Source organism: Actinokineospora auranticolor (genome assembly GCF_002934265.1).
GTDB classification, from domain to species: Bacteria; Actinomycetota; Actinomycetes; order Mycobacteriales; family Pseudonocardiaceae; genus Actinokineospora; species Actinokineospora auranticolor.
The window spans coordinates 1-21,124 of the sequence record NZ_PTIX01000045.1 but is presented as its reverse complement, the minus strand read 5'-3'; the positions used below and the strand labels follow the sequence as shown (position 1 = coordinate 21,124).

Below are 21,124 nucleotides of genomic sequence, written 5' to 3'. Positions count from 1 at the left end.
CGTCCTGCGCGGCGCCCGCCACCAGCGCATCACCCCCTACACCCCACGCCACAACGGCAAAGTCGAGCGCTACCACCGCATCCTGGCCGAGGAATCCCTCTACGCCCACGCCTGGACCAGCGAACAACAACGCACCGACGCACTGGCCGTCTGGAACGTGCACTACAACTACCATCGCCCCCACACCGCCGCCGGAAACCAACCACCAGCCACACGGCTCCACACCGGCGTCCAACGTCATGGCCTCATACAGCTAGCCTCGTCCGCGGATCTCCTCCACCTGCCCGCAGGTGGAGGAGATCCACCCCTGGGGCCGATGTGGCGCGCCGACGGGCGGGCACGCCGGCAGCATGATCAACCTACGAGCGCCGATCCCCGTCCTGCGCGCCGAACTGGTCAAGATCCGCACGGTTCGGCCACCTGTGCCTGGTCACCTTCGGCGCACGGTCAGGGCCGTTATCGGCGCCCCGCTCTACCTGACGTTGATGTGCGTACTGGCCATCGGGGTGGCCACGATGGTGCGCGGCGCCGTACGCGCCCTGGTGGCGATGTACGGACTCATCTTCATCCTGGGCCCGGTCGCGGCGGGTGTGGATGGCCTCCGGGAACTGGCGAGGTTCCTACCGGACCAGGCGGGCTCCCAGGTCATGCAGGTGGGGGCGCAGGCGGCGGGCGGCCTCAACCCCATGGACCGGCCTGCTCGTCCTGGCGGCGTGGGCCGTGGCAGCACTCATCGGCGGCTACGTCGTCCTCCGCTCGCGCGACGCCTGAATCCCCTGGCTCCGGCAGAGCGCACAACCAGGCAGGGTGTTGTGGGACAGGTGGTTCAGAACCTCGGGCGGGTCCGCGCGGTTCGCGCCATCGGCGGGTCCAGGACATCCGCGGGACCCGCGCGGTAGAGGCGGGCGGGGCGGCCGGTGGGAACCGCTCGTTTGCCGTCGGTCGGGATGATGAAGCCGTCCGCGTCGGTCACCTTGCGGTGGAAGTTGGGGCGGTCCAACTCGACGCCCCACACCGCCTCGTAGACCTCCCGCAAGTCGCTGATGGTGAACTCGGGCTCGCAGAACACCGTCGCCACGGTGCTGAACCGGAGCTTCTCGCGAGCCTGTTCGACAGCGTCGGCGAGCACTTGGTCGTGGTCAAAGGCCAAGCGCGTGGCCCCACCCAAGAGGTCGTCCACCGGGGTCCAGCGGGCCGACCGGGCATCCGACCCAGCGGTGGGCACGGGCAGGTCAGGGGCGATGGCCAGGAACGCGCACGTGATCACCCGGCGCGGTCTGGGGTCGCGGTCGGGTGCGGAGTAGACACCGACCTGTTCGAGGTGGAGGGTGGCCGGGTCAACACCGGTCTCCTCCCGCAGTTCCCGCTCGGCGGCCTGCCGCACCGTCTCAGCGCCGCGCAGGAACCCGCCGGGCAGGGCGAGCAGGCCCGCGAAGGGCTCGTTAGCGCGCTCCACCAGCAGCACGTGCAACGCGCCGCCGCGAATGGTGAGGATCACCAGGTCCGCCGTGAAGTGGACCAACACCCGGTCCCGTGGTGTCACCTGTTCAGCCTATCGCCCCGTCGTCCGAGCCGGTCGCCGCGCCGATCAGCCGCCACTGCTGGAACCGGTGGTGGCGGCGCGTGCGCTCCTTGGAGATCCACTCCCGGCCCTCGGCGGCCACCGCTTCCAGCACGTGCTGCGCCCACGAGATCCCGGAGGTCTCGGTGGCCAACTGGATGAGGTAGTCCTCCCCCTCGAGGTCGGTCACCTCGGCGGCCTCGAACTGCTCGGTGACCTTGGCGATGTCCTTGCCGTTGACGAGCGTGACCTCGAGCGTGCGACCCCGGCCCCGGTTCGGCCGCGCGCCTGGGTGGTCCTCCTCGACCCGGGTTCCGCGCTCCTCGACCCGTGCGGAGGCAACCTTGTCGTAGTGGAAGACCTCACGTTTCTCGTGGCCGTACTCACCGGTCAGGAAGTTGAGCCGGAGCCGGATGACCCGCACGCCGTTGTCGGTGAGCAGGAAGAGGTGGAGGTGGTACTCGGTGTAGCGCGGGGGTCCGTGCAGGACTCGGGCACGCCGGGAGTACGGGGCCCGCGTAGCCAGGATGACGTGGGTGAACAGGTCGCGGTTGGTCAGACCGGACCGCTTGAGAGCGGTGGATCGCAGGTAGGAGCGGTCGAGGTCGAACCAGTGCGCGATCTCGTGCTCGTCCGGGCGGTTCGCGGCCAGGTAGGCGACCCAACGGGCGTGTTCCCGCCGCTCCTCGTCGAACAACCGCAGGTTGCGCTCGCGCTCGTCACCGTCGCGGTGCCGCGTGACCCGGAGGTCGACGCTGTTGCGCCCGGCGAACCAGCCGCCCGCGATCAGCAAGGCCGACCAGAACCACCCGGCGCCTGCCCAGAGCGGTCCGACCGCAGTACCGAGGCCGTAGATCGCGATGCCGAGGACCATCCCGAGGTGCTGCCCCACGGTGTCGTCGGGAACCGGCGCGATACCCGTGCCGCACGCGGCACGTCGGGCGTGCCAGCGGGTGAGCCACAGCAACCGCGCGGGCTCGACGGCTGTCTCGCGGAACAGCACGACCAGCCGGGCGGCAAGGAGTGCACGCAGTCGTTCGCCGCCACCCGGCCCTTCGTTGAATCCCTGGTCGACGCGCTTGCGCACATCGGTGGCGAACTTGTCGGCGGAAGGCGGCGCGCCTTCCTCGCCAGTGTGGTCCGGTGCCGGGCCCGCGGGGAGACCGACATCGGTCCGGCTCGCCCGGAGCCGAGCGGTGCGCAACGCGAGGTGGTGGCCGAAACGCAGGACCAGCAACCCGCCCACGGCACAGAGCAGGGCCGCCAAGACGCCGAGCACTTTCGCGGTGGCGTCGGAAACCGTGAAGTACGCGCCCACGCACACGACTACGGCCCCGAGTACGGCATGGCGGAGCGCCTTCCGGTCGAGCGGTGTCGGGGCGGGGGCGAGCGGGTGGGGTTCGGCGGGCTCCGGTTCGAAATACAGCGGCGTCCGCCGGACGCGGTCGTTGCCCATGCGTTCCTTGGCGATCCGCGTGGTCTCGACGGCGTCGAGGTGGTCTTGGATCGCACCGCTGAGCACGAACTCGAGGTGGGTGGCGATCTCGTCGCGGCGGTCTTCGGGCAGTGGCGCGTAGGTCTGTGACAGACCCGCGACGAACCGCTTGTCGCGCTCGGTGTCCAGGCCCTGGGCTACCACGCCGTCGACCAGGAAGGCGACCACGTCCAGCGACTCCAGCCAGCTGTCGAGCGGCAGCGTCCGCGCGTGGTCGCGGCACCAGCTGAAGCTGTCGCGTACACGGCGGTCCAGGTCGTTGATGGATCGACCGCTGAGCAGTGCCAGCGCGTAGTAGTAGAGCGTCTTGGAGTCGATGTGCCCCAGCTTGACCAGCTCGGCCAGGATCTCCTCGGCGATCCGCGCGGATGATCGCCCGCGCAGGTGGTTGATCGCCACCTCCAGCTTGCGCTCGGGTGGGTCGGCGGAGTTGTAGTGGTAGTACTCGTGCCGGTGGACGGTGTTGTCCCCGTAGACCACGCCGATCTGCTGGCCGACCTGGGTATCGCCGTCGACGGTGTTGATGACGGTGGCAACGCTGAAGTCGTCGATGGTCACCGCTGTCCCTCCTCTTGGTGGATGGTGATGGCGCCGTAGCTGACGCCGATCTGCTGGCCGACCCTGCCGTTACCGCGGACGATGTTGCGCACCACCGGCCCACTACCGTTCACCGGGTCGCCGCCGTCCACCGGACGCCCCGGTGCGCCGGTCGGGATCTCCACATCGGCCGCGACGCACATGGCGAAGGCGGCGGCGTTGCGAGCGGCCACCTCCTGCCAGCCACCGGCGTCGGTGTCGCGTTTCGCGCCACCCGCGAGATCGCTGATACCCCGGACGACGAGCATGGGTACCTTCTCGTTGAGGTGCGCGGCCTGCGCGAAGCCCGCGCTCTCCATCTCCACGGCGACCGCGTCGTTGTAGTGCTGCCGCAGGTGGTGCGCGTGATCGGACTCCCGCGAGTCGAGGACCACGTCTCCGGCGACGACGGGGTCGAAGTGCACCGCGGGCCGAGGGCCGTCGTCCAGCGCGTCCCGCCACCGGCCGAGCAGCTCGGTCCGCCGGGCGGCCTGTTCGAGCCGGTGGGACACGTCGAACGCGCGGGGGCGGGAGCGGAAGCCATCGGTCTCGCTGCGGCCGCCGTGTGGCGCGTACACGCGGGTGGCGACGACGACGTCGCCGAGGGCGAGGCGGTCACGCAGACCGCCCGCGATGCCGACGAACATCACCGCGGCCGGGGCGAACTCGGTGATCATCCGCTCGGTCAGGGAAGCGGCCGACATGTTGCCCATACCGATCCCGGCCAGCGCCACCGCGCGCCCGTTCGCCACCTGACCGACCTCGAACAGGGTGCCCGCCGGGTGGGTACGGGGCCTGATGTCCCTCAGGTGCCCGCGAACGGCCACGTACTCGCTGGGCAACGCGGTCAGCACGGCGACCAACCCGGATTCGCCAAGAACAGGAGTCATGTCGGGGAAGTTAGCTAGACCGTGAGTTTCTTGTCAACAAGACAAGAGACTTTTCTCTCTCAACAGAGCCAGATGTCCATGTGACAAAAACTGGACAGCGAGCCGACAATTCACCATGCCTCCGTCGGCGTTGTGACGTGGAACATTCAGGACCACCCGCGCAGTTCGTCATGTTTGGGCAGATGGAGTGGGATTAGGCCCATTTCGGCTCCGGGCGATTCGAGTGGTGATAGCTTGGCCGCGCGAGCGAAAGCCGCACGTTTGTCCTAATAGGACATATTACTACCGTTGGGGGATCGGCATGGCGGGGATGTCCGCGGCGTGGATTCGGGTTTTGCAGTGGTGGGGAGGCTTATGCCTGCTCAGCGTGATCGGCTGGGTGATGCAGGGTGTGGTCGGGGATTCGTGGCCTTTCCCGTACTGGGTGATCCCCACCGCGGTGTGGGTCGTGCTGCTGGTGATCGCGCTGGCCACCGGCCGCAGAGCTGTCGAGCGCGAGTAGCCAGGCCGGTCACGCCCGGTCGACGTGGTCGTCGATGATCTCGTCGATGACGCGGAGGTTCTCCGCCGCGTTGGTGTCGGCGGCGGCCAGCAGCATCGCCTTCCAGATCGCCCACCCCCTGGCCCGCGCCCAGGTGCCGTCGTCGTGGGGGGTGGTTTCCTTGAAGGCTTGGCGGCTTTTGCCGTGGAAGGTGGTCCAGGCGATGACCAGCTCGCAGGCCGGGTCCCCGACTCCGGCGGTGCCGAAGTCGATCACGGCGGACAGCGCGTCGTCGGTGATCAGGAGGTTGCCGGGGGCTATGTCGCCGTGGAACCAGACGGGGGCGCCCCGCCACTCGGCCGCGAGGGCGGTTTCCCAGACGTCCCTTGCCTTGTCTACGTCGATGCGGCCCTCCAGTTCCACCAGGAAGCGGCGGGTCTCGTCGTCGTAGTAGGCCGGGGACGCGCCTCTGTGGAAGCAGTGGGCGCCCGTTGTGGGGCCGCCGGTGGGGTCACACCGTTGTAGCGCTTGGATGAACTCCGCCACCGCGACGGCCAAGCCGGGTAGGTCGGTGACCGCGGTCTGGTTGAACGGGGTACCGGGTAGCCACCCCCGCACCGACCACGGGAACGGGTAGCCCTCCCCCGGCACACCCGAGCCCAGCACCTCCGGTACGGCGACGGGCAGGTGCGGCGCCAGGCGCGGCAGCCACGTGCGTTCCTTCTCCACCGCCGCGACGTACCCCTCGGCGGTCGGCAGGCGGACCGACATCTCGGCACCGAGGCGGTAGGTCCGGTTGTCCCAGCCGTCGATGGGTACGGGGGTGACCGGTAGGTGTTGCCACCGGGGGAACTGCGCGGCGATGAGGCGGCGCACGAGGGTCGCGTCGATGCCCGCTCGGCCGTCCGGGTGTGTGGTTGTCACCTGGTGATCATCACCGGGTGAGTGGGGTGCCGCCACCGGAAAACCTCACCGGCGGGCGCGGTCCAGCACCTCCTCCAACCGCAAAGGACTCGCTGGGTGGTGGGTCAGGCAGAGCGGGGTGACCACCTGCTTGAAGCCGAAGGACTCGCTCGCCACGTAGAACTGGGCCCGTGCCAGACCACCCACGTCCGCGATCGGGCTGCCCTTGGCCCGCGCCAGTTCGTTGGCCGCCGTGATCTGCGCGGGGCTGCCCAGCCTGCCGAAGACCTGGGTCGTGGCGTTGCCCACGACCTGGTTGTGCAGCCCTTTCGGCGCCTGGGTGGCGAACAGCAGCCCCAGGCCGTACTTGCGGGCCTGGGAGGCGAGCACGATGGTGCTGCGGGTGCTCGCGGTGAGCGTCCCCGACGCCGCAAGGGTTTGCGCCTCGTCCATCACGAAGAGCGCGCCGAGCGGCCGCTCCCCCGCCGGGTTCCGCTTGGCCCAGGCGAAGAGCTCCATCTGCAGCTGGTTGACGAAGTTCTGCCGCTGGGCCTCCTGCGGCAGCCCGACGAAGCTGATCACCGACACGCGGGCGCGCTTGCCGGGCCCGGGGGTCAGCAGCACGCCCGGGTCGACCGGCTCGCCGCCGCCCGCGGTGAGGGGGTCGTTGACCATGGCGGCCTTCATGGCCTCCGCGAGGTCGGCGGCGACGCGAGTAGCGCCGTTGAGGGTGCTGACGTCGTCGGGGAGGTCGGCGAGCAGGTCGATCAGCCCGGGCAGGCCGCGCGCGCCGCCGCGGGCGTAGTGCTCGACGACCTGGCGCAGCACGGCGCGGCCGATGTCGGCCTTGGCGGTGCTGCCGGTGAGCCGGACCTGCGGCGCGAGCGTCGCGACGGCCACCTCGACGGCCGCGTTGAACTCGTCCTCGTCGTCGAGCACGCCAGCGAAGTCCGGCAGGGCGGGGAACGCGAGCGGTCGTCCCGTGGCCCGCCCGGGGGTCCAGACCACGACCTCGGTCTCCGCCAGGTACGTCGCGGCCAGCGCGGCGTCGCCCGGTCCCCAGGCGGACGGCGGTTCCGGCCACGGGTCGCCCAGGCGGGCGAGGTCGTTGTTCGGGTCGAGCACGATGGACGACACGCCCCGCAGCGCGCACTCCTCGATGACGCGTCGCAAGAGGACGGTCTTGCCGGAGCCGGATCCCGCGAACACGGCCATGTGCTTGCGCAGCGTGGAAAGCTCGACCGTGACCGGCTCACCGGTGTCGTGGACCTCGCCGAGCGTGATCTCTTCCGGCGGCGGGTGAGTACCTTCGTCTCGTGGGGACTCCGGCCGCCCCGTGGGCAGGACTCGCGACAGCAGCTCGGACCGGCCCGCGGGGCGGCGGTCGACCAGCCACTCGATCAACCCCGGGACCTTGTCGTCCAGCAGCCGGTCCAGGGCCCAGAAGGTTTTCAGGTCCTCATCGGACAGTGGCAGCACGAGCCCACCCGACGACTCGAACTCCCGCACCTCGGCCTGCGTCTTGGGCCCGCCGGACCACGGGTCGTTGCGGATCAGCACGAGGTGCCGCAGGTCGTCCCCCTTGCGCAGGTCGGCCGCGGCCCGCGCCTTGCGGAACCGGTGCAGCACCGAGATCGGGTGGACGTGGTGGATGGAGCGGAACGACCAGTACTCCTCCACGTCCCCGACCTCGTCGAGGGTGACCTTCAACTGCGCGTGGAGGTGGCCGTTGCTGAGGATCGGGCGTTCCCACACCAGGTGGTCGTCGCCGACCTCGGTGAGCCAGGCGCGCAGCGCCGCGGCGAGCAGCCTGGGGACCAGGTCGTCCTCGGTGGTGTGGTCGAGCGGGGCCGTGGACCCGGCCGACTCGCGTTCGCGGGCGAAGCGGGCGTCCAGTTCGGCGAAGCGGTCCGGCGCGGGTTCGGGCCGGGCCGGGGCGACCGGGCGCGGGCCGTCCTCGGTGAACGAGGCCAGTTCGGTGACCACGCCCGAGCGCAGGCACGCCTCGATGTGGGTGCCGATGCGCTTGAGGAGTTCACGCGGGGTCATCTCCTCCCAGCCGTCCTCGAACGCGGTCGGCGCGATCGGCCAGGACGGGTGCGGCGGGGTGAACCGCATGCCCTCGTACGCGACGCCGAGGCGCTTCTCCACCAGCGCCCGGCCGACCGCGCCGTCCACGACGCGGCCGAGGGTGTGCAGTTCGCGGAACCGGTCCGGGACCGAGTCCGCGGCGATCGAGCTGATCTGCGTCCAGGTGTTGGACAGGCAGGCCATCACGGTGAGCGTGCGCCGGGTGATCTCGCGCAGGCTCATCAGGCCGTCGGCGACCTGGGCGACGAGCAGCTCGCCGTCGGCGTTTCCGGTGGTGCGGCTGGTGCGGGCGATCAGCGTGTCGAGCTGGTCGACGCAGATCACGACCGGACCGGTCATCGCCAGCAGCTTGGTGATGTCGCGCACCACGGCCAACGCGGAGCGCGGTGGCCTGCGGATGCCCCATTCCCGCCACTCGCCGGGTTCGAACCCCGCGAAGCCCTCCAGGTAGTCCTCACCGATGTCGTTGGTGATGTCGGATTCCGTGGCGTAGAGGACGAGCGCGCGGGCCGCGTCGGAGCACTCCTTGGCGACCTGGCGGTCCAGCGCCCTGAGCCCGGCCACGAAGGCGTCGACGTGGCCGCGGTTGAGGCCGTGGCCGCCGAGGAGCACCTTGGCGCACCTCGGGTCGACGACGTCGCGGTCGCAGACCCGGCGGAGGAAGTTCCTCAGCTGCGAGTCGCCGTTCTCCTCCGGTTGGGACAGACCGAAGCGGAGCGCCTCCGCGGTGTTCTCCCAGAACGCGTCACCGGTGGAGAGGTTGACCAGGAAGAAGTAGCCACCCGCCCGGTGGACCTGGCGGCGGATCGAGCCGAGCAGGTGGGTCTTCCCGACCCCCTTCTGCCCTTTGAGGACGAGCCCGATCGGGCTGGGACCGGAACTGGCCGCCGCGTCGCGAATCCCGGCGTCCACGGCGGCCGTGACGTCCGCGTGCAGCCCGTCGACGTGGTACGGCGAGTCGTGCCACACGTGGTCCGGGGTGTCGGCCCAGTCGAAGCGCAGGGTGGCCAGCGCGGCCAGTTCCTCGATCACGACGTCTCGATGGCGATCAGGTGCTGGTCCTCGCCGCCGATCCGGACGGCCGCGGCGTGGTCGGCGTCGGTGAGCGCCTTCCGGTCGGAGTCGGGCACCAGGCTGACCTGCCGGTCCCGGCTGAGCCGCTTGAGCACGGCGTCGACGTCCTCGGTGGCGGCGCCGCCGAGCCGGGGCCGCAGGTCGGCCAACCGCACGGTGGCCCGCGGCCGGACCGCGAGTTCGCGGTACGCGGTGCGGACGCGGTCCTCGATCTCCTCGGGGCTCACCCCGACCTCGGGGGCGAAGACGTCGTCCAACTTCAGCCCCTTGCGCTCGAGGAAGCGGCCGACGCCGCCGAGGAAGATGTAGAGGGCCGGGGCGAGGACGCTGCGGGCCGGGGGCAGCGGGGGTGTCCCCGTGCCGAACTCGGCTATGCACCAGCGCTTCCCGGTGTCGGTGAGCTTGTGCACGTAGCGGCGGCCGTCCTTGTGGCTGTCGACCAGTTGGAGGTCGTTGAGCCGGACGCGGTCCTTGCCGTCGAGGGTGAAGCCGACGAGCCCCTGCAGTTCGGGGTTGGACACCTCCCGCGCCAACGAGAGCAGGGTGAGGACCACCGCGGTCTGCTTGTGCCCCAACCGTTCAGCCATGTTGGTTTCCTTCCTCGGTTGCCGGAGCGCCCGTGTCGCGCGCCCTGGTGCGCAGGACGCGGATGCTCCACTCGATTGCTTCCCGGATGTCGGCGGGCACGGGCGTGCCCGCCGCCGAGCGGGGTCGGATGGCCAGTTCCAGGTCGGCCGCCACGTCGCGGGCCCGCTCGTCGTCACCCGCCCCGGCGATCACCTGGAGTTCCCGGACCAGTTCGTCGACCAGTTCCCACCAGTGCGCGGGCAGGGACGCCTTCGCGGTCCGCAGCAGCAGGTCGACCAGGTCCACCGAGTCGTGGACGAGCGGCCGCGCGCCGCGGACCTGGTCGGCCAGTTCGCGGGCGACGTCGGCGGGGCGGCGGGTCGGGCCGAGCCGCAGGTGGCGGAGGTTGCCGACGAAGCCGGGCAGCGCGGTGGGGTCGGTGCGCGCGGTCAGCACCGGGATGACCCGGCGGTCCTGGCCGACGGTGCGGTGGATGAACCGCTCGACCTCGGCGACCTGCCAACGGGTCAGGGTCCCGTCGACGATCAGGCACAGGTGCCGGGCGTTGTCGGTCGCGCGGACCAGCAGGTCGCGGTCGCCGGAGAGCGACCGCTCGGTGCGCAGGCCGAGCCCGCCCAGGGTGTCGATCAGCTCGCCCGCCACGTCCAGCGTGGAGCGCGGGGTGCTGATCTTGATGTCGTGGGAGAACTCGTGCTTGCGGTCGCGGACCGCGGCCACGTAGGCGTCGCGGTTCTCCGCGAGCAGCGGGGTCCGGTCCAGGTCGTGGGCCAGCAGGGCGGCCACGGTCTCCAGCGCGTAGCTGATCTGGTCGGGAGTGGGCTGCTTCTCCTGCACCACCGCCAACCGCTCGCCGAAGGTCCAGAAGGACACGTAGGGCAGGGTGAGGTGGGCCGCCACCTCCGCGGGCGGGACCTCGACGTCGAGCCAGTCGTGGTACAAGCTGCCCGTCTCGGTCAGGTAGGTCTGCCGCCAGCGGTCGGCCTCCAGGTATTCCTCGCGCGCGTCGAACCTGGACAGCACGGGGATGACGTTGAGCCGGGGCCGGTCGAACGGGAGACCGTCGCGGGCGGAGTTGGCCCGTCTGGCGATGTCGATGGCGCCGCGCATGCTCTGGGCGTTGGCGGTGAACAGGATGACGAGCCGGTCGGGGAGGTGGGCCGTGCAGATCCCGCCGATGTCGGAGACCCCGGTCCGGCTGTCGAGGAGGACGAAGTCGTAGTCGGTGGTCCACCGCTCGCGGCAGCGTTCCAGGTACTCGCCGAAGCCCTCGTCGTAGAACCGCTCCCACTCCAGGTCTTGGACGCGGGTGATGTAGTCGACGTCGTCGCGGCCCGCCGCGATGAGGTCGAGGGTGACGCCGTCCGCGCTGAGGCGGGTGGTGTGGTCGGCCGGGCGGAACCGGTTCGCGAGGAAGTCGTCGACCAGGTCGACCACACCGCTGGTCGGCTCGCCGCTCATCATCGGCCGGAAGTAGTGGTGCAGTCCGGGCGCCTCCAGGTCCCAGTCCACGCACAGCACTCGGTTCCCCCAGCGGGCCAGCAGCACGGCAATGTTGGCCAGCGCGAAGCTGCGGCCGACACCGCCCTTGAAGGAGTAGAAGGTGATCACGGTGCCCGGCACGGTCAGAACCTCGGCTTCCGCGACCGGGTAGGCGGTTCGGGCGGCGGCATCTCGATCGGCCAGTCCGGCCGCCACCGGGGCACCAGGTCGAGCGCGTCGATCAGGTCGATGGCGAACCGCGTCAGCGCGCGGCGTAGATCCAGAAACGCCGGGGTGTCCTGGAAATGCGGCTCGGGAAAGTTCCACGGCCGCAGGTCCACCGTCCGCCTTTCGTGCACGTACTTGGGGAAGTACTCCGAGTCGCTGTAGATCACGGGGTGGATGAGACCGAACGGGCGTTCGAGTGTGCCGAGACCGGCGATCTTCTCGCGGCTCTGCATCGAGTGCCATTCGGCCATGCACCACTCGCGTCGGAAATACTTGGGGCTGCACACGGGGACGAGAACGCGGCTGTGCCGCAGGGCGTGGCGGATCTCCACCGGCCACAGGCCGCCCGCTCGTCCCTCCTCGTCGTAGTAGACCGAGATCTCCTCATCGGTGTTGTCGTCGAGGAGTTCGCACAGGAGCTGGTGGAAGTGCGTGCGCACCCAGGGCGCGACGGTGGGGCTGTCCCGTTGGTAGCTGATGAACACGTCGTACTTGTACACGTGTGCCATCGCTCCTTCGGGTGATCAGCGGCATGCCGATGGTAGAGCGGGACGTGTTCGGTAAAAAGGCGCTTGGAGTGACAAAAGAAGGACAAGTTCGGCCGCGGGAACGTGAGAACCCTTGCGACGGCTGGATAAGCGACAGAAAGGTGACAACCAGCCGGTTCGCGCCTCCGGGGTGGCGGGGTGGTGCGGACAATGTCTGGCGACGAATTGCCGGAGTTGGCTGGGAGTGGCGATGTCGGATCGGGAAGTGCCACGGGTGTTCGTGAGCTACGCGCACGACTCGACCGAGCACAAGGAGGCGGTGCGCGAGTTCGCCACGTACCTGATGGTCCGGATCGGACTCCAGGTGCAACTCGACCAGTGGGACAGCGATCGGCGGCGGGACTGGTCGTTGTGGGCGATCGAGCACCTGACGGACTCCGACTACATCCTGGTGATCGCCTCACCCGACTACAAGCAGCGGGCCGACGGCCGGGCGCGGTCCGACGAGGGCCGGGGGTCGCAGTTCGAGGCGGCGATCATGCGGGACGCGCTGACGCGGGACCTGCGCGGGGAAACCGAGCGCTGGCTGCCGGTCGTGCTGCCGGGGCGGTCGGTCGACGACATCCCGACCTGCCTGTGCGGCCATTCCACCACCCGTTTCCACGTCGACGAGTTGTCCGAGGACGGGGTCGCGGAACTGATCGGCGCGATCACCGGGAAAGGCCGGTTCCCGACACCGGAACGCGGGGAATGGCTGGGGGGCCGGGAAAACCCCGAATCGCGGCAGCTCGTGCGGCTGGCCGACGAGAGCCGCTGGGCCGAGCGCAGCGGCGAGGTCAAGCCGGGGACCGCGGTGCTCGGCGGTGTCCGCTACGACGACAGCATCGTGCTGCGCGGGTCGTCGCGGCACGGGTCCGTGGTGGTCGACCTGGAGCGCCGGTACCGCCGGATGACCACCGTGATCGGTGTCCTGGACGACGCCGCGGAACCGTTCCAGGTTGGCCACTTCCAGGTTTTCCTCGACGGCAAGCCGCAACCGCCGCGGCGGGTCGCGTTGGACAAGCCCGAGGTGCTGGAGGTCGACGTCACCGGGACCCGGACCCTGCGGCTGGAGATGGCGCGCCCCGGTGGCAGCGCCTCGCCGCTGGGGTCGGCCGCGGTCGTGGTGGGGCGGCGGTTGGCGGGCTCCGTCGATCTGGCTTGGGGGAATCCGACACTGGTGTAGGGGGTGGGACAGGTGAACGCTGCCGCGAGCCCGGACGACGAGACCGCGGCGCTGTTCGCGGAGCTCAAGGCGCTGCGCAAGGGGTTGGGGGTCAACCGCGCGGCGCCGCCGGGCGGGTTCGGACCGCGGTTGCGCGGGCTCGGCGGGGTGACCGGGGCCGACAGCGCGGGCACGACCCGCGACAAGATCATCGCCGCGGTGCGCGGGCTGGTGGCGTCCCTGGCCGAGCCGCACCGGTCGATGGCGGAGGTCGCGCTGGGGTTCAAGGGCGCGCCGGACGTCAACTACACCACGCGGATCGCGGCTTACGCGCTGGAGCGGGACCGGGACCGGCGCACCATCCAGCGCCGCAGCGACGAGGCGCTGCGGCTGGTCGCGGCGGCCGCGGCGGAGGCGCACGACCCCTGGCACACCACGTCCCTGCGCGACACCCTGCGGCTGGCCGGACCCGGCGGCGAGGTGACCGAGGCGCGGCGGATCATCAGCCACCGGGCGGGCCTCGCCGAGATCGAGCACTCGCTGTCGGTCATCCCCACCGGCTGCTCGACCGAGTTCGACCCGGCCGACCTGGACCTGCGCGTGCTCTCCGGCGGCGCGCTGGTGCCGCCGCGCCGGGTGAGCGGCAGCCGGGTCGCGTTCGGCTTGGTGCTGCCGCGCCCGCTGGCCGAGCGCGACGAGCACGAGTTCGAGTTCCGGCTCCGCCTGCCCGCCATGTCCCGGTTCTACGTCTGCACCCCGCACTACCCGTGCGACCGGTTCGAGCTGCGGGTCCACTTCGGCGGCACCCGGCCCCGGGCGATCGGCGTGCTGGACGGCGTCTACCCGCACGAGGCCGACGACCTGCGGGCCGCCTCCCGGCTGCTGCCCGTCGCCGACGAGGTGGTGCACGTGGCGAAGAACCTGTTGCCGTACCGGTCGTACGGGCTGGTGTGGAGTTGATCTGTGACGGAACGCGCCGTTCCCCGGTGCGCCACCGTGCGAGAGTGACGCCCGTGGGGGACATCAAGCGGGCGTTGGCGCGGGTGGGGGTCGCGGGCGCGGTGGGCGCGGTCGTCGCGCCGCTGTGCGTGGTCGTACTGGGCGCCATCCTGTTCATGGGAGGCAGCGTCCTGGTCGCGCTGCTGTTCGGCGTGCTGGTGGCCGCGCTGTTCGCCGTGCCTGCCCGGGTCGCCCCCGAGACGTCGTGGCTGACCGGCAGCCGGGGCGGCCGGTTCGTCTGGGGACTCCTGGTCGGTGACCTGGGCATCGGGCTGTGGGCGCTCGCCTGGCGGGCAGGAGACGAGGCGGGACTGGGGATCAGCTCGTCCGGCGGCCGCTGGCTGCCGGTGGGGGCGGTGCCGTTCGCACTGGTGGCGGGCATGCTGCTGCGGCGGTGGTACCTGGCGCTGACATCGCTGGCACTGGCGGTCGGGATCGCGTTGCTGTTGCTCGCACAGCCGGCCGCGGCCCAACCACCCGAGCCGGACCACTCGGTGCTGGGCCAGGCCTGGGCCGTCTCCGAGCCGTGAGGTCTCGCACCGGCACTCGCCTAACGGTTCTGTGAGCTGTTGCCATTCAGGTCACGGGCACCGGGGATCACTCGATCGGTGGGACGTCGCCGGTGGAGGGGCGAGGCGGGTGTCCACGGGGGACTCTCTAGCCATGCGCGACGTTACGCAGGGTCGGGGTTGACCGATGGCCACTTTGCTCTACCGCCTCGGGTTGGGGTCCGTGCGGCACCGGGTCGCGGTCCTGCTGGTGTGGTTGTTCGTCTTCGTCATGGCCGGGGTCGGGGCGGTGACGCTGTCCGGCAAGACCGTGTCCACCTTCCGGATACCCGGCCAGGAGTCGACGACCGCGCTGGAGCTGATGCAGGAGCGGTTCGGGGACGCGTCGGCAGGCGGGTCGGCGCAAGTGGTGCTGCGCGCGCCGGAGGGCCGGACGCTGGTCGACCCGGCGGTGGCCGCGCGGGTCGACGGGCTGGTCGCGGCGCTCGGGAAGCTGCCCGGGGTGGCGGCGGCGAGCAACCCGCTCGACCCGAAGGGGCCGGTGGTCTCGCAGGACCGCACGGTCGGGTACAGCACCGTCACCTACGGCGTCGAGGCGCCGGAGGTCACCGACGCGGAACGCGACGCGCTGACCTCGGCGGTCGAGGGGGCGCGCGTCGACGGGCTCCGGGTCGAGGCGCGCGGCGACGTGCTGCACAAGGCGGGCGACGTCGGCGGGCCCGCCGAGGCCATCGGCGTGGTGGTGGCGCTCGTCGTGCTGGCCGTGACCTACGGCTCGCTGGTCAGCGCCGGGATGAACCTGCTGACGGCGGTGATCGGCGTCGGCATCGGCGCGCTCGGCATCATCACCCTGACCGGCTTCGTGGACCTGCAGGCCACCACCCCGATCCTGGCCATCATGCTCGGCCTGGCCGTGGGCATCGACTACGCGCTGTTCATCGTCACCCGGTTCCGGCACGAGTTGTTCGAGGGCCGCCCGATCGCCGACGCCGCCGCGATGGCCGTCGGCACGGCCGGGTCCGCCGTGGTCACCGCCGGGTTGACCGTGGTCATCGCGCTCGCGGGGCTCGCCGTGGCGGGCATCCCGTTCCTCACCGAGATGGGGCTGGCCGCGGCCGCCACCATCGTGATCGCCGTGTTGATCGCGATCACCCTCGTGCCCGCCATGCTGGGCTTCATCGGGCGGCGCGCGCTGCCCCGCCGGGCCAGGGCGGGCACCGGGCCGGACCCGGACGAGGGCCGCGGTTTCCACCTGCGGTGGGCGAACCTGGTCACGCACCACCGCTGGGCGACCCTGGTCGGGTCGGTCGCGGTGCTCGCCGTGGTCGCGATCCCGGTCTTCTCGATGCAGACCTCGCTCGTCCAGCGGCCCGCCGAGGGCAGCAGCGAGGCCAAGGCCAACCAGCTGATCGCCGAGAGCTTCGGCCCCGGCTACTCGGGACCGCTGCTCGTGCTGGTCGACGGCCCCGACGCGGTCGCGCGCGCCGCCGAGGTCCGGCAGCGGATCACCACCCTGCCGGACGTCACCCTGGTGACCGCGCCCCGGACGAGCCCGGCCGCCGACGCCGCGCTGATCACCGTGATCCCCAAGACCGGCGCGGACGACGAGGCGACGAACACCCTGGTCCGCACGCTGCGCGACGACATCCCGGACGCCGCGGGCGCGCGGGTCTACGTCACCGGTGCCACCGCGGTCAGCATCGACATCTCGCACAAGCTCGACGACGCCCTGCCGGTCTACCTGGCGCTGGTCGTCAGCCTGGCGTTCGTGCTGCTGGTGCTGGTGTTCCGCTCGATCCTGGTGCCGGTCGTCGGCGTGCTGGGCTTCCTGCTGACCATCGGCTCCGCGCTCGGCGCCACCACCGCGGTGTTCCAGTGGGGCTGGCTCACCGAGGTCGTCAACGCGAAGTCGACCGGGCCGCTGATGAGCCTGTCGCCGATCATCATCATCGGCATCCTGTTCGGACTCGCCATGGACTACCAGGTGTTCCTGGTGTCCCGGATGCACGAGGCGCACGCCCACGGCGCGGCGCCCCGGCAGGCGATCACCACCGGTTTCCGGCAGACCGCGCCCGTGGTCATCGCGGCGGCGACGATCATGTTCGCGGTGTTCGCCGGGTTCGTCCCGGAGGGCGACGAGACGATCAAACCGATCGGCTTCGCGCTGGCCCTGGGCATCCTGTTCGACGCGATCATCATCCGGATGGTCACCGTGCCCGCCGCGCTGGCGCTGCTGGGCCGGGCCGCGTGGGCGCTGCCCGGGTGGCTGCGGTGGCTGCCCGCGCTGGACGTGGAGGGCGCGGCGCTGGAGCGCACGCACCCGACCCCGGCGCACCCGGAGCCCGCGGGCAAGCGCTAGTCGCCGTCCAGCGGCACCTCGACGGGTGCCCACAAGCTGGGCAGGTTGACGACGACGCCCTCCTGGCTGCTGCGCGCGATGACCACGACGGCGGGCTCGTCGCCGGGGTTCTCCTCGCGGTGCGGCACGTAGGGCGGCACGAAGATGTAGTCGCCGGGACCGGTCTCGAGGCGGACCTCTTGGTCGCCCTCGGCGAAGACGAACACCGGGTTGCCGGACTTGACGTAGATGGCGGTCTCGGCCTCGCCGTGGTGGTGGTCGCCGGAGTTGGTGGCCGGACCCACGTGGGTCTCCCCCATCCACACCTTGCGCGAGCCGACGGTCTTGCCGGACACGGCCTCCAGCCGCTTCATGCCGCTGGTCTGCGTGGTGTCCCCGGAGAGGTCCGCGCCCCGGATGTGCCGCAACGGGCGGTGCCAGTGCTCGGTGCCGTGGTGGTCGACGGCGCCGTGGTCGACGGCGGGGGTCTCGCTCATGTGGACTGCCCTTCTGCTCGGCTCGGCGCTAGCGAAAGCCAGGCGGGCACCGCGTGTCAAAGGCGTCCAGGTGCTGGACGGCCCGCGTCCCGTGGGACGCGGGCCGGGATCGGGCATCAGGTCCGCGGGAAGTTCCACGGGTTGGCGCGCTGGTCGTTGATCGAGACCCAGAAGCGGCCGACGTCGCCGTTGGCCCACCAGGCGTGGTCGGGGACGATGTCGGTGCCGCCGCCCTCGTGGTAGTCGGCCATCCGGTAGCCGGTGCCGAACTCGTCGGCGCAGACCTTGTCGGCGGCGGCGCGGCTCGTCAGCTCGGTGCCGCGCACCGGCGCGCTGATCTGCGCGGAGGCCGCCGCCCAGCCGTTGTGCTCGTCGGTCGGGTCCACGACCGGCGGGACGGGGGTGCCGTCCGGCTTGACGCACAGGATCGGCAGGCGCTCGGTCAGCTCGGTGTCACCGGTGTACGGGTTGGTGAAGTCGTCCGTGCCGTACCGGGCGATGTCGCCTTCCCAGCGGTGGAAGCGCGTGGTCCAGGTCATGGCGTGGCCGGTCTCGGTGTCCCACGGGTTCGCGGGCTGGTCGCGCACCGCGACCCACAGCCGCATCGGCTCACCCCTGGCCCACCAGGCCCAGCCGCCGTAGCCGTCGTGGAACTCGCCCATCTCCCAGCCGGTGCCGAAGGTGTCGGCGCAGAGCTGGTCGGCGGCGGCGGGGCTGGTCAGGGTCGTGCCCGCCACCGGCGCGGTGAGCTGGATCCGGCCGCCGGTCCAGCCCTTGTAGGAGTCGACCTCGATCCCGCCGGGCTGCGGCAGGTTCAGCTTCTTCAGGCACAGCACCGGGAGCTTGCGGTCGCACGGCGTGTCCCCGTTGTAGGGGTCGGTGGTCCGGTCGGACGAGACCAGCGCGATGTGCCGGTCGAACAGCTTGTCCCGCAGGGACCAGGTCATGCCGCGGCACTCCGGGCCCGCGGGTTCCCCCGTCGCGGACGCCGGTACCACCGCGGTCGAGAACGCCAGCGCGACCACCGCGGTCACGCAGGCGAGCAGTCTTCGCCTCAAGTCGAGCCTCCTCGGGATTCGTGGATGATCCCCCCCGCCCCGGGACGCTACTCGGACACCGTACGGACGCCACACCACCGACCGCAGCAACCGCCCGGGCACCCGGCGGGAGCCGGACGACGTGGGCTCAACGTGTTGCGGCACAACAGGAATTGGCGAACTACCGAACTTTACCGGTAGACCGTCACACGATCCACCGGCCCGGTCCAGTGGCCTGTTTGGAGTATCGCCGCGCACCGGTGTTGATCGTCCATTCGAGTGATTCCCGGACCGCGGCGCCGCTCGCAATCCGTACCGGGGCGGTCTCCCGATTCCGCGGCCCCGACGAGTACCGACCGCGCGGGCCGCTCGTTCGGCGCAGCGGACAGGGGACCACCCGGGGATCCCCGCCACGCTGGGCAACCATTCGCCAACCCGACCCCTCGCCGGTTGTCAACCCACCCCGCCTCGATCCGGTGGGATGACGACCAAGATGGCGGCTGACCGTCCACCCCAGTCCGATCGACGACAGAGGAGACCCGGCATGACCGTCGACGTCCTGCCCGAGCACGGTACCGACCACGTGATCACCCTGACCGGGCCGGAACGCGCCGAGGTCGAGACCACCGCCCGGCACCTGGCGGACCTGGCACCGCGCCTGCTCGACTCGCCCGAGTGGCTCGCGGGCGCGCGGGAGGCGTCCGCCACCCTGCCCGTCCGCCTGCGCCAGGCCATCCGCCGCTTCACCCACGACGCGGGCCGGGACGGCGTCTTCCTGGTGCGCAACCTACCGGTGGACGCCGCGGCCTTACCCCCCACGCCGAACGTGCCGGGCTCGGTGCAGCGCGAGACCACGGTCGCGGCGGCGGCCGAGGTCCTGGTGGGACTGAACCTCGGCGAGCCGCTCGCGTTCCGCGAGGAGAAGAGCGGGGCGCTGGTGCAGGACGTGGTCCCGGTGCCGGGGATGGAGAAGTTCCAGGGCAACGCGGGCTCGGTCGCGCTGGCGATGCACGTGGAGAACGCGTTCCACCCGTACCGCCCCGATTACGTCGGCCTGCACTGCCTGCGCAACGACCACGACAACCAGGCGGGCCTGCTGCTCGCGTCCATCCGCAACGCACTGCCCGCGCTGCCCGACGAGGTCCGCGAGATCCTGCGCTCGCCCCGCTACACCACCGCGCCGCCCGCGTCCTTCGGCGCCCTGGGCGCGGATCCGCGCCCGCACGGCATCCTGTCGGGTTCCTGGGACGATCCCGACATCCAGGTGGATTTCGAGTCGACCCACCCGCTGGACGGAGAAGCCGAGCAGGCCATGGCCGTGCTCGGCGACGCGCTGCGGTCGGTGCGCCGGACGTTCGTCCTGGAGACCGGGGACCTGGCCTTCGTGGACAACCGCCTGACCCTGCACGGCCGAACCGAGTTCACCCCGCGCTACGACGGCCGGGACCGCTGGTTGCAGCGCGTCTTCATCCACCAGAACCACCGCCGTTCCCGCGTTCTCCGCCCGACCACCGCGCACGTGCTGGTGAGCTGAACGTCGTGGGGCCCCGCCGACGGGGCCCCACGACCGTCATCCGACTTCCCGCACCACAGCAGCGCGGCGTGGTGCAGGATCGAGAGCGGCCGGACCACGCTGCGGACCTGGGAGCAGGACGGGATGTGCGCGCTGGAAAACACAATCAGGGCGGCCCGGTGATCCGGGAGCCGGTCACCGACGACGTCCGGGCCGACGACGGGTGTCGGTTGTGGGTGTCCGCGAGCGGTGCCGGTGTGCCGGTGATCCTGTGCCACGGCGGGCCGGGCCTGTGGGACATGTTCGGCGACCTCGCGGACTCGCTCGCGGCCCGGACGGTCCGCTGGGACCAGCGGGGGTGTGGGCGGTCGGAGCGGCGCGGGCCGTATTCCGTCGAGCGGTCGGTGCGGGACCTCGACGCCGTCCGGGCGCACTTCGGGTTCGACCGGGTCGCCGTGCTGGGGCATTCCTGGGGCGCGACGCTGGCCCTGCGGTACGCCTTGGCCCACCCCGAGCGGGTGCGCGGGCTCGTGTACGTGGCGGGCACCGGGCTGGGCCACGACTGGCGCGCCGAGTTCAAGCGGAACGCCGAGGCCCGGCTCACCGGGCAGGTGGGCCGCGACCGCACCGACGACGACCGGGAACGGGCGGTGGCGCAGTGGTCGGCGGACTTCACCGACCCCGCGACGGCCCGTTCGTACGCCGAGCGGATGGCCGACCCGTGGTTCCCCATCAACTACGAGTGCAACGCGACGATCAGCGCCGAGGCGCGGCAGGACGAGGAGACCGCGCTGGTCGCGGCCTGCCGGGCACTGCCGGTCCCGACGCTGGTCATCGACGGCGCCGACGACCTCCGCCCGCGCTGGGCCGTCGACTCCCTGGCACGGGCGCTCCCCGTGGTGACGCGGGTGGTGCTGCCCGGGGTCGGGCACGTGCCGTGGTTCGAGGCACCCGACGAGTTCGCCGCGGCGGTGTCGGACTTCCTGGGCTAGCCCCAATGCCGGTCGGTTAGGTGGTTTCGGCTGGTCGGCGGCGGTGTCGGGTCTTGCTGGGCGGGGTGAGGGTGATGTTCGAGTGAGGTGGTCGGCTGTTTCGGAGTTGTTGTCGGTGTCGTGCGCGTTTGACCGGGAAGTTGCTCATTTTCCGTTTGATCACCCGCGGGTAGCTCCGGTG

Annotated in this window: 17 protein-coding genes and 1 pseudogene; 8 read left to right on the top strand and 10 right to left on the bottom strand. The window is 71.2% G+C overall.

From position 1 onward, the window contains the following. Positions 1-257 (top strand): annotated as a pseudogene (locus tag CLV40_RS36425) (integrase core domain-containing protein); the annotation flags it as partial. A gap of 569 nt (positions 258-826) precedes the next feature. Here the strand turns inward: CLV40_RS36425 and CLV40_RS36420 are convergent. The 3 genes from CLV40_RS36420 to CLV40_RS36410 are packed head-to-tail and all read right to left on the bottom strand — an operon-like array spanning position 827 to position 4,522. Then, positions 827-1,543 carry an NUDIX hydrolase gene (locus tag CLV40_RS36420; RefSeq protein ID WP_104483596.1) on the bottom strand — a complete coding sequence of 239 codons (717 nt, stop codon included), beginning with the start codon at positions 1,541-1,543 and terminating at the stop codon, positions 827-829. 4 nt (positions 1,544-1,547) lie between these two features. Then, positions 1,548-3,614, bottom strand: a complete 2,067-nt coding sequence (locus CLV40_RS36415) for a hypothetical protein (RefSeq protein ID WP_104483595.1) — start codon at positions 3,612-3,614, stop codon at positions 1,548-1,550. After that, a complete protein-coding gene (locus tag CLV40_RS36410; protein WP_245931819.1) occupies positions 3,611-4,522 on the bottom strand; it encodes a 5'-methylthioadenosine/S-adenosylhomocysteine nucleosidase family protein in 912 nt (303 codons plus the stop codon). The genes CLV40_RS36415 and CLV40_RS36410 overlap by 4 nt, the downstream gene beginning before the upstream one ends. Before the next feature lie 301 nt (positions 4,523-4,823). Here CLV40_RS36410 and CLV40_RS37615 point away from each other — a divergent pair, with 301 nt between their 5' ends. Then, positions 4,824-5,024: a hypothetical protein gene (locus CLV40_RS37615; protein WP_146108414.1), complete on the top strand. Its 201-nt coding sequence runs from the start codon at positions 4,824-4,826 to the stop codon at positions 5,022-5,024. A 9-nt stretch (positions 5,025-5,033) separates the two neighbouring features. Here the strand turns inward: CLV40_RS37615 and CLV40_RS36405 are convergent, their stop codons facing one another. Genes CLV40_RS36405 through CLV40_RS36385 form a run of 5 tightly spaced genes read right to left on the bottom strand, consistent with a single transcriptional unit; the run spans position 5,034 to position 11,875 of the window. Further along, positions 5,034-5,927, bottom strand: coding sequence for an aminoglycoside phosphotransferase family protein (locus CLV40_RS36405; RefSeq protein ID WP_104483593.1), 894 nt, complete (start codon positions 5,925-5,927; stop codon positions 5,034-5,036). A 45-nt stretch (positions 5,928-5,972) separates the two neighbouring features. Next, positions 5,973-9,029 (bottom strand): ATP-binding protein, encoded by a 3,057-nt coding sequence (locus CLV40_RS36400; RefSeq protein ID WP_104483592.1) that lies wholly within the window; start codon positions 9,027-9,029, stop codon positions 5,973-5,975. Then, positions 9,026-9,658: a hypothetical protein gene (locus CLV40_RS36395; RefSeq protein ID WP_104483591.1), complete on the bottom strand. Its 633-nt coding sequence runs from the start codon at positions 9,656-9,658 to the stop codon at positions 9,026-9,028. The genes CLV40_RS36400 and CLV40_RS36395 overlap by 4 nt, the downstream gene beginning before the upstream one ends. Continuing rightward, positions 9,651-11,279 (bottom strand): KGGVGR-motif variant AAA ATPase, encoded by a 1,629-nt coding sequence (locus CLV40_RS36390; RefSeq protein WP_104483598.1) that lies wholly within the window; start codon positions 11,277-11,279, stop codon positions 9,651-9,653. The genes CLV40_RS36395 and CLV40_RS36390 overlap by 8 nt, the downstream gene beginning before the upstream one ends. A gap of 2 nt (positions 11,280-11,281) precedes the next feature. Then, positions 11,282-11,875: a TIR domain-containing protein gene (locus CLV40_RS36385; protein ID WP_245931818.1), complete on the bottom strand. Its 594-nt coding sequence runs from the start codon at positions 11,873-11,875 to the stop codon at positions 11,282-11,284. Between the two features lie 229 nt (positions 11,876-12,104). On the opposite strand from CLV40_RS36385, the gene CLV40_RS36380 reads away from it, so the two are divergent. The 4 genes from CLV40_RS36380 to CLV40_RS36365 all read left to right on the top strand — a co-directional run bounded on the left by CLV40_RS36380 (position 12,105) and on the right by CLV40_RS36365 (position 16,925). Further along, positions 12,105-13,079 (top strand): SEFIR domain-containing protein, encoded by a 975-nt coding sequence (locus CLV40_RS36380; RefSeq protein ID WP_146108413.1) that lies wholly within the window; start codon positions 12,105-12,107, stop codon positions 13,077-13,079. A 12-nt stretch (positions 13,080-13,091) separates the two neighbouring features. After that, the gene (locus tag CLV40_RS36375) at positions 13,092-14,018 is read left to right on the top strand and encodes a hypothetical protein (protein ID WP_104483588.1); all 927 of its coding nucleotides are present in this window, start codon (positions 13,092-13,094) and stop codon (positions 14,016-14,018) included. 53 nt (positions 14,019-14,071) lie between these two features. Next, positions 14,072-14,587 (top strand): hypothetical protein, encoded by a 516-nt coding sequence (locus CLV40_RS36370; protein ID WP_146108412.1) that lies wholly within the window; start codon positions 14,072-14,074, stop codon positions 14,585-14,587. 166 nt (positions 14,588-14,753) lie between these two features. Then, the gene (locus CLV40_RS36365) at positions 14,754-16,925 is read left to right on the top strand and encodes an MMPL family transporter (RefSeq protein WP_104483586.1); all 2,172 of its coding nucleotides are present in this window, start codon (positions 14,754-14,756) and stop codon (positions 16,923-16,925) included. Here CLV40_RS36365 and CLV40_RS36360 read toward each other — a convergent pair. Together CLV40_RS36360 and CLV40_RS36355 are read right to left on the bottom strand one after the other, a co-directional pair. Next, the gene (locus CLV40_RS36360) at positions 16,922-17,401 is read right to left on the bottom strand and encodes a cupin domain-containing protein (RefSeq protein ID WP_104483585.1); all 480 of its coding nucleotides are present in this window, start codon (positions 17,399-17,401) and stop codon (positions 16,922-16,924) included. The genes CLV40_RS36365 and CLV40_RS36360 overlap by 4 nt on opposite strands. Positions 17,402-17,517: 116 nt before the next feature. Beyond that, positions 17,518-18,459, bottom strand: a complete 942-nt coding sequence (locus CLV40_RS36355; RefSeq protein ID WP_146108411.1) for a hypothetical protein — start codon at positions 18,457-18,459, stop codon at positions 17,518-17,520. Between the two features lie 523 nt (positions 18,460-18,982). Here CLV40_RS36355 and CLV40_RS36350 point away from each other — a divergent pair. Further along, positions 18,983-19,972, top strand: coding sequence for a TauD/TfdA family dioxygenase (locus CLV40_RS36350; RefSeq protein ID WP_104483583.1), 990 nt, complete (start codon positions 18,983-18,985; stop codon positions 19,970-19,972). A gap of 158 nt (positions 19,973-20,130) precedes the next feature. After that, the gene (locus CLV40_RS36345; protein WP_245931817.1) at positions 20,131-20,943 is read left to right on the top strand and encodes an alpha/beta fold hydrolase; all 813 of its coding nucleotides are present in this window, start codon (positions 20,131-20,133) and stop codon (positions 20,941-20,943) included. The last annotated feature ends 181 nt before the right edge of the window (positions 20,944-21,124 follow it).